The sequence below is a fragment of the Streptomyces sp. NPDC004561 genome (genome assembly GCF_053602155.1).
Genome location: NZ_JBSGDB010000232.1, coordinates 1 through 13,092, shown reverse-complemented (window position 1 = coordinate 13,092; position 13,092 = coordinate 1). Strand labels below are relative to the sequence as shown.

Genomic DNA, 13,092 nt, shown 5'->3' with positions numbered 1-13,092 from the left:
GTCGCCTCGAGCCTGTACCACGAGCACCACCAGGGTGGCCGCGACGAGCAGCAGTACGACCGCCAGCTGCAGCAGGAAGACCTGTCCGGCGAGGCCGACCCCCACGACGACGGCTGGTTCCACCGCCGTCCGGGCGCCGACACCGCCCACCAGGACCAGCAGGCCGAGCCGCCACAGCACCCCCACCCCTGGACCCTGCCGCCGCCGACCCCGACGGCCCCGGGCGGGACCGGCCCGTCGCCGTCCGCCACGCCCCCGGCGTCCCCGCCCCCCTCGCCTTCCGGGCAGCAGTCCCCGTCGGGCCAGGAGTCGAAGCCGCCGTCCTCCCCGTCGCCGGGCGGGTCGAAACCACCGCCGTCCGGGTCCCCGCCGTCGAAGGAGTCGTCCTCCGGGGCGTCGTCCGCCGGGGCTTCGTCGCCGGTCTCGGGCGCCGCGTCGACGCAGAAGTCCGCCTCCGCGCCGCATCCCTCGGCGAGCTCGCAGCCGGTGGCGTCCTCGGGCCCGGTCGGCACCGGGACGACCGGCGAATCGGAGACGACCGCCACCCGGCCGCAGTCGCCCCTCACCGGCTCGGCGACGATGTGACCGACCGCCGCCCCCGGCGGACGTGACCATCGCCACTGTGCGCGCTCGGCGAACAGGGGGACTGCCGGGCGCGCCTGTGGGTACGAGGACTCGTGCACACACGACCGACCGGACCGGGCATCCGGGCTTCCGAGAGAGACAGCATGACCGAGCACCTGGGCGGGGCAGTGATTCCGACTGGTTTCGACGTACCCGTTGAGCCGCTGCGACGTGCGGCGCATTACACCGGCGAACCCGGATGCATCGCGGAGGCGCGGGCCTTCGCGGGCCAGTTCCTGGAGCAGTTGCGGACCGAATGGTGCGCCGCCGCCGACCGCCGCGCCGACGGGGAGCTGCTGCTGCTCGTCAGCGAGCTGGTCACCAACGCCGACCGGCACAGCGACGGCCCGTACATCCTGGAACTCGAGGGCACGGACTCCGCCGTCACCGTGTCCGTCTACGACAGCAGCGCCGCCCTGCCCCGCCGCTTCCCGAAGGATCCGCAGCGCGTCGGGCGGCACGGTCTGGAGATCGTGCACGCGCTGGCCGCCGAGGTCACCGTGGAGCGGGTCCCCGTCGGCAAGCGCGTGCGGGCGCGTTTCGTACTCCAGCGCTGAACGCCCGGTGCCGGGCCCGAACTCCCCGGCACCGAGACGCCCCGGGCTCAGGCGCAGCCGAGTTCGCCGAGCATCCCCTGGCGCAGCCGCGCGATGATCCGCTTGATCAGCCGCGAGACGTGCATCTGGGAGCAGCCGAGCTGTTCCCCGATCTCCGCCTGGGTGGCCTCCTCGACGAACCTCAGGTGGATGATCTGCCGGTCGCGGTCGCTCAGTTCCGCCATGAGCGGGGCCAGCGCGTGGAAGTCCTCGACGAGCCGCAGCCCCTCCTCCTCCACACCGATGAAGTCGGCGAGCACCGCCTCGCCGTCCTCCGGACCGTCACCGGTGAGCGCGGCGTCCAGGGAGGCGGAGTTGTAACCGTTGGAGGCGAGCTGGGCCTCGACCACCTGGTTCTCGGGGATGTTCATCAGGGTGGCCAGTTCGGCGAGCGTCGGGTCCCGGTCGAGCCGGCTGGACAGCTCCTCGCGCGCCTTGGCCAGCTCCACCCGCAGCTCCTGGAGCCGACGCGGGACGTGCACCGCCCAGGTGGTGTCGCGGAAGAACCGCTTGATCTCACCCACGATGTACGGCAGCGCGAAGGAGGTGAACTCGACCTCGCGCGACAGCTCGAACCGGTCGATGGCCTTGATCAGGCCGATCATGCCGGTCTGGACGATGTCCTCCATGTCGTCGCCGCGGCCCCGGAACCGGCCGGCCGCGAACCGTACGAGTGACATGTTCATCTCGATGAGGGTGTTGCGCGCGTACTGGTACTCGTGCGTGCCCTCCTCCAGCTCGGTCAGCCGCTGGAAGAACTGGCGGGACAGCGCCCGCGCGTCACGCGGAGCCACGGACGAGGGGTCCGTGATGCCAGGCAGTGATCCCTCGCCCGTCCTGTCCTGCTCGGCCCTCTCGGCGACCTCTGCTTGCGACCGGATCCCGGCGGTGTTCATTACCTCTCCCACGAAAGTCACGGTTCGGCGTATGCCTCTCGGCCTTTTTGTTCGACCCCTGCCATGTTGCGTCCTCTGCGGGTACCCGGAACACGGTGGTTCATGCATCCCACCGCGCCGCTCACCCTGCGGCTACCCCCGGTGACGCGGTGCATGCGCCCGACGACCGGCAGTGGCGGGAAACCGCCACCGCCTCCTCGGCGCCGGACCGCGGTTTCCCTCAGGGCGCAATGCCGGGCCCTTGTCCCGCGCCGGGCGGCTCCTAGGCTGACCGGGTGACCCACCAGGTGAGCAACGAAGCCCGAGTGATCCCGCTGCGACCGGCCCCCGCCCGCCCGGACCGCCGGCCCGAGCCCGCGCCCAGGGAGCCCCTGTGGCGCGATCTGATCGGAGATGTGCTGCGCCGCGAGCGGCTGGCACAAGAGCGCACGCTCAAGGACGTGGCCGACGCGGCCCGGATCTCGCTGCCCTATCTGTCCGAGGTCGAGCGCGGCCGCAAGGAGGCCTCCTCGGAGGTCCTCGCGGCCGCCGCGGGCGCCCTCGGCCTGGGACTCGGCGATCTGCTGTCCCTCGCGCACGGCGAGCTGACCCGGCGGACGACGGCCGTACGCGGCGCCGGCACACCACGGCGCCCCTACAACGGGCTCTGCCTGGCGGCCTGACCCGGCCGCCGGGTCACTTCTCCCGCAGCTGCCGGAAGAACGCCCGGACGTCCCCGGCCAGCAGGTCCGGCTCCTCCATGGCCGCGAAGTGCCCGCCCCGGCCGAACTCCGTCCAGCGCACCAGGTGCTCCGTCCGCTCCGCCTTGTGCCGCAGCGCGATCTGGGTCTCGGCCGGGAACAGGGCCAGCGCGGTCGGCGCCGACGACGGCTCGGCCGGCCGGGCACTCCGGCCGGTGGCGTGCGCCCGCTCGTAGTAGATGCGGCCGGACGACGCGGCCGTACCGGTCAGCCAGTACAGCATCACGTTGGTCAGCAGCCGGTCCCGGTCCACCGCCTCCTCCGGCAGCTCCCGGCAGTCGCTCCACTCCCGGAACTTCTCCACGATCCAGGCGAGCTGGCCGACGGGCGAGTCCGTCAGGGCGTAGCCGAGGGTGTGCGGCCGGGTGGACTGCAGCACGGCGTACCCGGTGCCCTCACGGGACCAGTCCGCCCACCCACGCCACGACCGCAGGGTCCGCTCGCGCTCCTCGGGACCGAGCCCGGCCAGCTCCTGCTCGGTCGGCTCGGTGAGCGCCTGAGCGCCCGGCAGCAGATTGAGGTGGACGCCGATCACCCGGTCCGGGTGGGCGCGGCCCAACTCGCGGGAGATCGCCGCGCCCCAGTCGCCGCCCTGCACACCGAACCGCTCGTAGCCGAGCCGCCGCATCAGCTCCGCCCAGGCGTCGGCTATCCGGCCCGCCTCCCAGCCCGGCTCGGCGGTGGGCCCGGACAGGCCGAAGCCGGGGATGCTCGGCACGACGACATGGAAGGCGTCGGCCGCCTCGCCGCCGTGCGCCACCGGGTCGGTGAGCGGGCCGACCACGTCCAGGAACTCCACGATCGAGCCCGGCCAGCCATGGGTCAGCACCAGCGGCGTGGCGTCCGGCTCGGGGGAGCGGACGTGGGCGAAGTGCACGTTCGCCCCGTCGACGGTGGTGGTGAACTGCGGCCACCGGTTCAGCTCGGCCTCGGCCGCCCGCCAGTCGTACCGGTGCCGCCAGTACCCGGCCAGCTCCCGCAGATATCCCGCCGGGACGCCGTACTCCCAGCCCGCGCCGGGCAGCGCGGCCGGCCAGCGGGTGCGGTCGAGGCGTTCGTGCAGGTCGTCCAGGTCGCTCTGCGGGACCGACAGACGGAAGGGGCGGATGCTCTCGTCAGGCGTGGAGGTCATGTCCCGGATGCTAGGCGGGCGCGCCGCTCACCCGTCCGGATTATCCGGCCGTCCGGCCGATGAGTTTCCGGCCGAGGATCGGTCCACACAGACGACCGCGTTCCACGCTCCAGGAGGTGCTCATGACCACCGACGGATTCCGCACGTGTCTCTGGTTCGACGGCCAGGCCGAGGAGGCCGCCGAGTTCTACGTCTCCGTCTTCAAGAACTCCAGCCTCGGCCGGGTCAGCCGCTACACCGACGCCGGGCCCGGCCCGGCCGGCGCCGTGCTGACGGTCGAGTTCACGGCCGACGGCCAGCGGTTCGTCGCGCTCAACGGCGGCCCCGAGTTCAAGTTCAACGAGGCCATCTCGTTCCAGATCCCCTGCGCCGACCAGGAGGAGATCGACCACTACTGGACCAGGCTCACCGAGAACGGCGGCGAGGGCGGCCCCTGCGGCTGGCTCAAGGACAGGTTCGGCGTCTCCTGGCAGGTCGTCTACGACCGGCTGTCCGAGATGATCCACGACCCCGACCCGGCCCGGGTCGCCCGTGCCACCAAGGCCATGCTGGGCATGGGCAAGCTGGACGTGGCCGCGCTGGACCGGGCGTACGAGGGGGAGTAGGCCGCCCGCGTGCTCACCCGGCCTCCGCGAGGATCTCGGCGATCACATGCCGGGAGTTCTCCGCGAGGGCCGGGTTGGTGTCCCAGTAGTACGGCAGCTGGATCAGCGAGACCGACAGCGCCCAGCCGCGCCCCCGCGCCCACTGGGCGTCGTCCGCGCCGACGGCATCGCGGAAGGTGCCCCGGGCGGTCGCGGGCAGCAGGTTCCAGGCCACGATCAGGTCCACGGCGGGGTCGCCCACCCCCGCGCACCCGAAGTCGATGACCGCGCTCAGCCGGCCCCCGTCGACCAGCACGTTCCCCGGGGACAGATCGCCGTGCCCCCACACCGGCGGTCCGGTGTGCCCCGGCGCGCGCAGGGCCTCCTCCCACAGCGCCGTGACCGCAGCCGTGTCGACCCTCCCGGCCAGCTCGGCGATGGCCGCGCGGGTCGACTCGTCCCGGTCCCTCAAGGGTCCGCCCCGGTAGCCGGGCGGACCGTCCTGCGGGGGTACGCCGCGCAGCGCGCGCACGAACGCCGCGAGCTCCCCGGCAAGGCGCTCCGGTTCCGCCACGGCCCCCGCCACCGGATTGTCCCCCTCCAGCCAGCGGTAGACGGACCACGGCCACGGCCAGCCCTCGTCCGGTTCACCCATGCCCACCGGCTCGGGCACGGCCACCGGCAGCAGCGGCCCGAGCCGGGGCAGCCACCGCTGCTCGTGGATCAGGTCCGGTACGGCGCCCGGCCGCCGGGGAAGCCGGGCCACCAGCTCGGCGCCCAGCCGGAACATGGCGTTCTCGGTGCCGGAGGACGCGAGCCGGCGTACGGGCAGCGCGGCCCACTCGGGGAACCGGCGGGCTATCAGACGTTGGACCAGCGGGGCGTCGAGGTGGACCTCGTCCGCGTGCATTCTCTGCGTGTTCACGGCACTCATCGGGGTCATCCCAGCGCCCCGACGCCCTCGCTGTCGACGGATTTTCGCCGCGGCTCAGACCCGGTCGGCGACGATGAGCAGGTACTGGAAGCTGCCGTTGCGGTAGGCGGACAGGAACGTGTCCTCGATGCCGGTGACCAGGTGGTCGGCCTCCCGGCGCAGGTCCCAGTAGGGGATCGTGGCCTCGGTCAGGTCCTCGACGTGCACCGGCACCAGCCGGTTGCGGGCCATCGCCCTGAAGTACTCCGAGCGCGGGTGGATGTCGCAGATGTAGTGGGCGTTGATCAGGGACACCTCGCGCGACGCCTGCCCGTAGGTGTCGTTGTAGCAGCCGGTGACGACCACGTAGCGCCCGCCGCGGCGCAGCAGCCGGGAGTGCTCGGCGAACAGCAGGTCCAGTTCGACGTACATGGTGGACTCGTTGTTCCAGGACGCCGCGTACCCGCCGGACCCGAAGCCGGTGTCGAGCATGTTGCGGTGGTGGTAGCGCACCTTGTCGTCGACGCCCCGCGCGCGGGCCTGCTCGTTGGCGAAGTCCGCCTGCTTCGCCGAGATGGTGACACCGTCTGCGTGGCAGCCGTAGCGCAGATTCGCCACGACGCTGCCGCCGCCCCGGCCGCAGCCGGCGTCGAAGACGCGGTCGGTGGGGGAGAGCGGCCCGAGACGCGAGGCGAGCAGCTCGGCCTGGGCGTGCTCCAGGCGGTGCAGTTCGGCGGTGATCCGCTCCCGGCGCAGGTCCGGATCGGGCTCGTCGAGCACCGACCGGTCGGCCGCTCCGATGCCGTAGTGGTGGTGGTACAGGTCGTCGATCCGGCCGAGTTCGAGGTTGACCGGGTTCTCCTCGGCGTTCCAGTAGTCCGCGACGCGGCTCTGGTAGTGGGACTGGGCCGGGACCGGAAGGGGCGTGGTGCGGGCGACGGGCGCGGTGGTCAAGAATGGCTCCTCGTGGTGCGTGTGACCGTGTCTCGCGAGTTGCGGTTACCAGTAGTCGGGCAGGTGGTAGCGGTGGGTGTTGGTGGAGTGCCACTCGTGGTTGCCGGACACCCACGCGGCGAGCCCCTGGGCGTAGCGCTCCACGAGGGATGAGCCGGCGGACAGCAGGGCCGACTCCTCCTCGAAGGCCGTCATGATCCGGTTGTGGATCTCGACGGACCTCAGATAGGCGGCCTTCAGCCCGCACCGCTCGTTGGCGGCTACCACCTGCGGCAGATTGAGGTGGGTCGGGTCGCCGGCCAGTTCCTTGGTGAAGGAGTACAGGTCGTTGACGATCGTGGTGGCGTTGCAGGCGAGGGCGGTGATCCGCTGGATCTCGGGGCGGGCGTAGAGCTGCTCGGGCAGTTCGTAGCCGTCCACGGCGTCCACGATGGACAGGCAGGGACGGAAGTTGTTGAACTGCCGCATCACCAGGTACTCCCAGACCCGTGGCACGTACCGGGTCTCCGCCCAGGCGGCCTCGGCCAGGTACCCGAGGTGCAGCCGGGCGATGTCGTGCACGAACCGGTCCGTCTGGCTGGGCGTGGCGAGGCCGGCGAAGTCCCGCAGGGCGAAGTGGTAGGAGCGCAGCGGGCCGTCGGCCCGCACCCCCTGCCGCCACTCCTCCTCCAGCTCGGGGACGCCGTGGTACGGATCGAGCGCCGACTGGGCCATGACCAGCCGTCCGCCGAGCCCGCGGCGCGCTCCTCCGCGACCCTCGTCCTCCTCGCAGTAGCAGCTGTCGACGATGTTCTCGGCGAGCAGCAGCTCGCCGGCGGCGGTGAGCCGCTCCAGGTCGGCTGCGCCCGGATGCTGCAGCACGACGGCCCGGCCGAACTGGAAGCCGGCGAAGTCCCCGCGCCAGGCCGCCGGGAACAGGTCGTTGTCGCGGGCCCAGGCCTCCAGGCGGTGGTCGACCTCCCGCACCTTCTCCGGGTCGGCGGGCACCGCGGGCCGGTACAGCAGCCCCGGGATCGCCCCGGTGCGCCGGGCCCGCAGGCTCCGGGCGAGGTTGGGGGGTCCGGGCAGTGAGCCGGCGGTGGTGGATGTGGTCATGGGGTGCTCCAGGCCGTCATTCGGGGAACCGGCCGATCTGGACGTTCTCCAGGATCCCGGCCGCGTCCGGCACGAGGATGGCCAGCGAGTAGTAGGCGGTCACGAGGTAGTTGACGATCGCGGCGGAGTCGATGCCCATGAACCGGACGTTCAGGCCCGGCTGGTACTCCTCCGGGATGCCGGTCTGGTAGAGGCCGACGACTCCCTGGTCGGCCTCGCCGGTGCGCAGCGCGATGATGCTGGTGGTGTGGTCGTCGCTGATCGGGATCTTGCTGCAGGGGTAGATCGGCACACCGCGCCAGGCCGGCACCTCGTGGCCGTCGACGTTCGCGGTGCCGGGGACCAGTCCGCGCCGGTTGCACTGCCGGAAGAACGCGGCGATCGCCTTCGGATGGGCGAGGTACACCTTCGTCTTGCGGCGCATCGACAGCAGCTCGTCCATGTCGTCCGGGGTGGGCGGGCCGGTGAAGGTGCTGATCCGCTGGCCGTGGTCGACGTTGTGCAGCAGGCCGAACTCGCGGTTGTTGACCAGCTCCCACTCCTGGCGCTCGCGGATCTCCTCGACGGTCAGCCGCAGCTGCTGGGCGGTCTGGTCCATGGGGTGGTTGTAGAGATCGGCGACCCTGGTGTGGACCCGCAGCACGGTCTGGGTGAGGGACAACTCGTATTCGCGGGGCGCGAGTTCGTAGTCCACGAAGCCGCCGGGCAGCGTCGGCTCGCCCACATGGCCGGCCTGCACCGGCACCTCGGCCTCGCCCTTGCGGTTCATCGGCCTGCGCTGCCGCTCGACGTACGCCCGCAGATGCTCGGCGAGGGACGGCGCCCGCTCGGTGATCCCCTCGACGACCGCCCAGGGCAGCGCCAGCACCACGCCCGGGGTCTCGGCCCGTACCGAGGTCAGCCACAGCGGGTCGGACTGGCCGACGGCCTCGTCGCCCATCTGGTCGCCGTCGGTGACGACCCCGATGATCTCCTCGTCGCCGTACTTGCCGGTGGTGTAGCGGGTGAACCGGCCGTGCACGACCAGGTACGCCTCCGTCACGGGCTGGCCGGCCTCGAACAGCACCTGCCCGGCGCGGACCTCCCGGGGCTGGAAGCGGCCGGCGATCTCGCGCAGCACGTCCGTGTCGGGATAGCCGCGCAGGATCGGCAGCTCGGTCAGCGTCTCGGGGATGACCCGGATGTCGTCGGCGCCGTTGTGCTCGAAGTGCACCCGGCCCCGGCCGGTGCGCAGCTGCAGCCGGCGGTTGACCCGGTAGGTGCCGCCCTTGACGTCCACCCACGGCAGGGTCTTCAGCAGCCATCGCGAGGTGATGGCCTGCATCTGCGGTTCGGACTTGGTGGTCGTGGCGAGCTGGCGTGCCGCCCGGGTGCCGAGGCTGGTGAGCTGCCCGTCGGCATCGGGGCCGGGGGCGGGTTCGTCGACGGCGGAAGCGGTGGCGCTGTCCGGTGTGGACACGTTCCCTCCAGCGGAGCGGTGAACGAACCGTGGTGAACGGATCGGTCAGTGGTGAGCGTGATGGCGGTGCGCTGTGATCCACCCAAACAGGCCTGGTGGGGGCGCCGGTACGGCGTGAACGGGGCGGATCAGCGCCCCGGGTTTTGTAAACCTGCCGTCGGGGGCGGAAGCGGCCGGCCGCGCGCTCCCGCGCCGGTCGACCGCTTCCGTGAGCCGTGTGACCGGCGTCAGGGACCGTCGGCGACCAGCACGGCCGCCCCGTCGAAGCGGCCCGCCTTCAGATCCCGCAGCGCCTCGGGCGCCTCGGCCAGAGGGTAGGAGTGGATGGTGGCCCGGACCCCGTACCGGGCGGCCAGCGCGAGGAACTCCCGGCCGTCCGCGCGGGTGTTGGCGGTGACGCTGCGCAGCTCCTTCTCGTAGAACAGCTCGGTCTCGTAGTGCAGCGGGGGTACGTCGCTCAGGTGGATGCCCGCCAGCGCCAGCACCCCGCCCCGGTCGAGGGCGCGCAGCGCGACCGGGACCAGCGCGCCCACCGGGGCGAACAGGATCGCGGCGTCCAGCGGCTCCGGCGGCGGCTGGTGCAGGTCCCGCGCGGAGGCCGCGCCCAGCCCCAGGGCCAGCCGCCGGGCGGCCGCGTCCCGGGTCACCACGTGCACGGTGGCCCCCTCCGCGAGCGCCACCTGCGCGCACAGGTGCGCGCTGCCCCCGAACCCGTAGAGCCCGAGCCGCCCGCCCGGCGGCAGCCCGGTCCGCCGCAGCGCGCGGAACCCGATGATCCCGGCGCACAGCAGCGGCGCCGTCGCCATGTCCTCCAGCGCGCCGGGCAGCCGGTAGGCGTACTCGGCCGGGACGGTGGTGTAGTCGGCGTAGCCGCCGTCGGCGTCCCAGCCGGTGTACTCCGAGCGCGGGCACAGGTTCTCGGCGCCCCGGGCGCAGTAGGCGCACACCCCGTCGGTCCGGCGCAGCCAGGCCACGCCCACCCGGTCGCCCACGGCGAAGTCCCCGACCCCGGACCCGGTCCGGGCCACCACGCCGACGACCTCGTGCCCCGGCGCCACTCCCGCTCGGTGCACCGGCAGGTCACCCTCGGTGACGTGCAGATCGGTCCGGCACACCCCGCAGGCCAGCACCCGCACCAGCAGCTCGTCCGCGCCGGGCAGCGGCACCGGCCACTCCACGAGCCGGAGCGGATCCCCCTCGACGGGTCCGGGCCGCACCACCGACCACGCCCGCATCGTCGACGCCGTCATCGCGTCCGTCCTTCCGAGGCAGCGGTCCCCACTCCCAGTGTCCGGCAGCACGTCCGTTCGGCGCGCGGGCCGACGGCCGGGTGGCTAGCGTGAGCAATCGGGGGACAGCACAACTCCAGGAGGGCCGCCAGCATGGCCGTGCAACCCGAAGGAACGCCCTGTTGGGCCGATGCGATGTTCAGTGACGTCGAGGGCGCCAAGAAGTTCTACGGCGACGTCCTCGGCTGGACCTTCGGCGAGTCGTCGTCGGAGTACGGCAACTACACGCAGGCCTATGTGGACGGCAGGGCCGTGGCCGCCGTCGTGCCGCCCATGCCCGGCCAGGAGGGGCAGTCCCAGTGGTGCCTGTACTTCGCCTCGCCGGACGCCGCCGCGACCGCCGAGAAGGTCCGGCAGAACGGCGGCGAGGTGCTGATGGAGCCGATGCAGGTCGCCGACTTCGGCACCATGTGCCTGGCCCGTGAGCCCAGCGGCGCCGTGTTCGGGGTGTGGCAGGCGGGCACCCACGAGGGCTTCGAGGAGACGGCGTCCCCGGGCGCCTACTGCTGGGCCGAGGTCTTCACCCGTGAGCCCGAGAAGGCGGACGCCTTCTTCTCCGCCGTCTTCCCGTACCGGATGAAGGACATCGTGGACGACGCGGTGGACTTCCGGATGTTCGACGTCGGCGAGGAGACCGTCCTCGGCCGGATGCGGATGACCGACGACTTCCCGCCCGAGGTGCCCTCGTACATCAACGTCTACTTCGCGGTCGACGACTGCGACGAGGCCGTCTCCCGGGCCGTCAAGCTCGGCGGGATCCTGCGCTTCGGGCCGATGACCAGTCCCTTCGGCCGGTTCGCGGCCCTGAGCGACCCGCAGGGCGCGAACTTCTCGGTGATCGACATCATGACCACCGAGGGCGAGATGCCGCAGATCAAGGACGCCTGACCGCCCGGTCCCGGCACCCTTCCGCGCCATGGGATGATCGTGCGCATGCGTGAACGAGTGGTGGCCGCGTGCGACGGGGCTTCGAAGGGGAACCCCGGACCGGCCGGATGGGCGTGGGTGGTCTCGGACGACGACGAGCGGACCCCCGCCCGCTGGGAGGCGGGCCCGCTCGGCCGGGCCACCAACAACGTCGCCGAACTGACGGCGCTCGAGCGGCTGCTGACGGCCGTCGACCCGGACGTCCCGCTGGAGATCCGCATGGACTCCCAGTACGCGATGAAGGCCGTCACCACCTGGCTGCCGGGCTGGAAGCGCAACGGCTGGAAGACGTCCGCCGGCAAGCCGGTCGCCAACCAGGACCTGGTGGTCCGCATCGACGCGCTCCTCGACGGCCGCTCGGTGGAGTTCCGCTACGTGCCCGCCCACCAGGTCGACGGCGACCCGCTGAACGACTTCGCCGACCGCGCGGCCAGCCAGGCGGCCTCGGTGCAGGAGGCGGCGGGCAGCGCGCTCGGCTCACCGCAGCCGCCGGCTTCCCCCGACACCCCGAGGGCGGCCGCCCCGCGCGGCAAGGCGCCCCGCCGCGCCGGCGGCGGAGCGTCCTCCCGCACCATCAAGGCGAAGTTCCCCGGCCGCTGCCTGTGCGGCCGCTCCTACGCGGCCGGCGAGTCCATCGCCAAGAACGCGCAGGGCTGGGGCCACCCGGAGTGCCGCACCGCGGACGCCTGATCAGGCGTCGAACGTGTAGAACTTCGTGTGGTCCAGCAGGTCCGCCGGGCGCACGTCGTTCCACGGCTTCATCGTCTCGTCCAGGTCCACCACGTCCGGTGTGTCGCCCGTCGGCACGTACCCCGTGCCCGGGTGCCGGCGCTGCCACTCGGCCCACAGCTTGTCGATGTAGGCGTGGTGCAGCCAGAACACCGGGTCGTTGGGGGACACCCCGGTGGCCATCTGGCCGCCGACCCAGACGTGCACCCGGTTGTGCAGGTTGACCCCGCGCCAGCCCTCCAGGTTGTTGCGGAAGCCGTCCGAGGCGCTGTTGTACGGCGCCATGTCGTACGTCGGTATGGACAGCACCGACTCCACCTCCGCGCGCGTGGGCAGCTCGCTCACCCCCGTGCCCAGCGAACGGCGCAGGAACGTACGGCCGTCCACCCGCACCGAGACCGGCCAGTTGCCGCCGGACGCGGCGAACGGGCCGTCCATCACCCGGCCGTCCGAGGCACGGCCGGTGCCGCCGAGGAAGTCCGGCGCCCACAGCGAGGCACGCACCGTGCGGTCGCTGCTCCAGTCCCAGTAGGGCAGCGCGACCGAGGAGTCCACGGACTGGAGCGCCTGCTCGAAGTCGAGCAGGAATCTGCGGTGCCAGGGCAGGAAGGACGGGGAGCGGTGGCCGGTCCGCTCGCCGGTGTCCGTGTCGGACATGATGAACATGTTGTGCGTGCGGACGAAGTCGTCGTAGCGTCCGCTGCGCTTGAGCTCCAGGACGGCGGCGACGAACCGCCGCTTCTCGTCGGCGGTCAGGGCGGCCTGGTTCTTGCGTACGGTCATGTGCGCGGTACTCCGGGAGTCCTTTGCGGGGCGGTCAGTTGGCGGGGAACGGCAGCAGCGGGGCGCCCTGCAGCTCGTCCACCGCGGCACGGGCGGCGGCGCGCGGGGTGGGCACCGGGTCGTAGTGGCTGACGACGCTGATCCAGCTGCCGTCGGCGTTCCGCATCACGTGCAGCTGCATGCCGTCCACGAACACCGCGTAACCGCCGCCGTGTTCGTGGTGGTGGCCGCCTCCCGCCGACGGACGGCCCTGTATCCGGCGGCCCTTGTAGACCTCGTCGAAGGTGTCCTGCATGGGGTGCTCGTGGCCGGCGGCCGAGGCGCCGGGGGCGACGAGCGTGGCGGCCGAGGCCGTCGCGGCGAGGGCGGCC

14 protein-coding genes and 1 pseudogene are annotated in these 13,092 nt (G+C 72.4%); 6 read left to right on the top strand and 9 right to left on the bottom strand.

Annotation, left to right across the window (positions count from 1 at the left end):
• Positions 1-585, top strand: a pseudogene (locus ACWEN3_RS26750) (hypothetical protein); the annotation flags it as partial.
• A 143-nt stretch (positions 586-728) separates the two neighbouring features.
• On the top strand, positions 729-1,181 hold the full coding sequence (locus tag ACWEN3_RS26745; RefSeq protein WP_452975816.1) for an ATP-binding protein: 453 nt from the start codon (positions 729-731) through the stop codon (positions 1,179-1,181).
• A gap of 47 nt (positions 1,182-1,228) precedes the next feature.
• On the opposite strand, the gene ACWEN3_RS26740 is transcribed toward ACWEN3_RS26745, so the two are convergent.
• Entirely contained in the window at positions 1,229-2,116 is an 888-nt protein-coding gene (locus ACWEN3_RS26740) for an RNA polymerase sigma factor SigF (protein WP_452975814.1), read from the bottom strand.
• Positions 2,117-2,391: 275 nt separating this feature from the next.
• Between ACWEN3_RS26740 and ACWEN3_RS26735 the strand changes: the two genes are divergently transcribed.
• A complete protein-coding gene (locus ACWEN3_RS26735) occupies positions 2,392-2,778 on the top strand; it encodes a helix-turn-helix domain-containing protein (protein ID WP_452975812.1) in 387 nt (128 codons plus the stop codon).
• A 13-nt stretch (positions 2,779-2,791) separates the two neighbouring features.
• Here ACWEN3_RS26735 and ACWEN3_RS26730 read toward each other — a convergent pair whose 3' ends face one another.
• Positions 2,792-3,988 (bottom strand): epoxide hydrolase family protein, encoded by a 1,197-nt coding sequence (locus ACWEN3_RS26730; RefSeq protein WP_452975810.1) that lies wholly within the window; start codon positions 3,986-3,988, stop codon positions 2,792-2,794.
• Positions 3,989-4,110: 122 nt separating this feature from the next.
• Between ACWEN3_RS26730 and ACWEN3_RS26725 the strand changes: the two genes are divergently transcribed.
• Positions 4,111-4,593 (top strand): VOC family protein, encoded by a 483-nt coding sequence (locus ACWEN3_RS26725; RefSeq protein WP_452975808.1) that lies wholly within the window; start codon positions 4,111-4,113, stop codon positions 4,591-4,593.
• Positions 4,594-4,606: 13 nt separating this feature from the next.
• On the opposite strand, the gene ACWEN3_RS26720 is transcribed toward ACWEN3_RS26725, so the two are convergent.
• The 5 genes from ACWEN3_RS26720 to ACWEN3_RS26700 form a co-directional block, all read right to left on the bottom strand.
• A complete protein-coding gene (locus tag ACWEN3_RS26720) occupies positions 4,607-5,506 on the bottom strand; it encodes an aminoglycoside phosphotransferase family protein (RefSeq protein ID WP_452975806.1) in 900 nt (299 codons plus the stop codon).
• Positions 5,507-5,560: 54 nt separating this feature from the next.
• Positions 5,561-6,439 (bottom strand): geranyl diphosphate 2-C-methyltransferase, encoded by an 879-nt coding sequence (locus ACWEN3_RS26715; protein ID WP_452975804.1) that lies wholly within the window; start codon positions 6,437-6,439, stop codon positions 5,561-5,563.
• A 45-nt stretch (positions 6,440-6,484) separates the two neighbouring features.
• On the bottom strand, positions 6,485-7,534 hold the full coding sequence (locus ACWEN3_RS26710; protein WP_452975802.1) for a family 2 encapsulin nanocompartment cargo protein terpene cyclase: 1,050 nt from the start codon (positions 7,532-7,534) through the stop codon (positions 6,485-6,487).
• Between the two features lie 16 nt (positions 7,535-7,550).
• Positions 7,551-8,993, bottom strand: coding sequence for a family 2B encapsulin nanocompartment shell protein (locus ACWEN3_RS26705; protein WP_452975800.1), 1,443 nt, complete (start codon positions 8,991-8,993; stop codon positions 7,551-7,553).
• Between the two features lie 227 nt (positions 8,994-9,220).
• Positions 9,221-10,228 (bottom strand): zinc-binding alcohol dehydrogenase family protein, encoded by a 1,008-nt coding sequence (locus tag ACWEN3_RS26700; RefSeq protein ID WP_452975818.1) that lies wholly within the window; start codon positions 10,226-10,228, stop codon positions 9,221-9,223.
• A gap of 147 nt (positions 10,229-10,375) precedes the next feature.
• Here ACWEN3_RS26700 and ACWEN3_RS26695 point away from each other — a divergent pair, with 147 nt between their 5' ends.
• Positions 10,376-11,170 carry a VOC family protein gene (locus ACWEN3_RS26695; RefSeq protein WP_452975798.1) on the top strand — a complete coding sequence of 265 codons (795 nt, stop codon included), beginning with the start codon at positions 10,376-10,378 and terminating at the stop codon, positions 11,168-11,170.
• A gap of 33 nt (positions 11,171-11,203) precedes the next feature.
• Positions 11,204-11,899 (top strand): ribonuclease H family protein, encoded by a 696-nt coding sequence (locus ACWEN3_RS26690; RefSeq protein ID WP_452975796.1) that lies wholly within the window; start codon positions 11,204-11,206, stop codon positions 11,897-11,899.
• Here ACWEN3_RS26690 and melC2 read toward each other — a convergent pair whose 3' ends face one another.
• Together melC2 and melC1 are read right to left on the bottom strand one after the other, a co-directional pair.
• On the bottom strand, positions 11,900-12,721 hold the full coding sequence (gene melC2, locus ACWEN3_RS26685; protein WP_452975794.1) for a tyrosinase MelC2: 822 nt from the start codon (positions 12,719-12,721) through the stop codon (positions 11,900-11,902).
• Between the two features lie 34 nt (positions 12,722-12,755).
• A partial coding sequence (gene melC1 / locus ACWEN3_RS26680) for an apotyrosinase chaperone MelC1 (RefSeq protein WP_452975792.1) occupies positions 12,756-13,092 on the bottom strand: 337 nt, incomplete at its 5' end.

Bases quoted from the DNA above. Each gene is read 5' to 3' on its own strand.
- ACWEN3_RS26700 (WP_452975818.1), bottom strand. From the start codon at position 10,228: ATGCGGGCGTGGTCGGTGGTGCGGCCCGGACCCGTCGAGGGGGATCCG.
- ACWEN3_RS26720 (WP_452975806.1), bottom strand. From the start codon at position 5,506: ATGAGTGCCGTGAACACGCAGAGAATGCACGCGGACGAGGTCCACCTC.
- ACWEN3_RS26710 (WP_452975802.1), bottom strand. From the start codon at position 7,534: ATGACCACATCCACCACCGCCGGCTCACTGCCCGGACCCCCCAACCTC.
- ACWEN3_RS26730 (WP_452975810.1), bottom strand. From the start codon at position 3,988: ATGACCTCCACGCCTGACGAGAGCATCCGCCCCTTCCGTCTGTCGGTC.
- ACWEN3_RS26745 (WP_452975816.1), top strand. From the start codon at position 729: ATGACCGAGCACCTGGGCGGGGCAGTGATTCCGACTGGTTTCGACGTA.
- ACWEN3_RS26740 (WP_452975814.1), bottom strand. From the start codon at position 2,116: ATGAACACCGCCGGGATCCGGTCGCAAGCAGAGGTCGCCGAGAGGGCC.
- ACWEN3_RS26695 (WP_452975798.1), top strand. From the start codon at position 10,376: ATGGCCGTGCAACCCGAAGGAACGCCCTGTTGGGCCGATGCGATGTTC.
- ACWEN3_RS26725 (WP_452975808.1), top strand. From the start codon at position 4,111: ATGACCACCGACGGATTCCGCACGTGTCTCTGGTTCGACGGCCAGGCC.
- ACWEN3_RS26690 (WP_452975796.1), top strand. From the start codon at position 11,204: ATGATCGTGCGCATGCGTGAACGAGTGGTGGCCGCGTGCGACGGGGCT.
- melC2 (WP_452975794.1), bottom strand. From the start codon at position 12,721: ATGACCGTACGCAAGAACCAGGCCGCCCTGACCGCCGACGAGAAGCGG.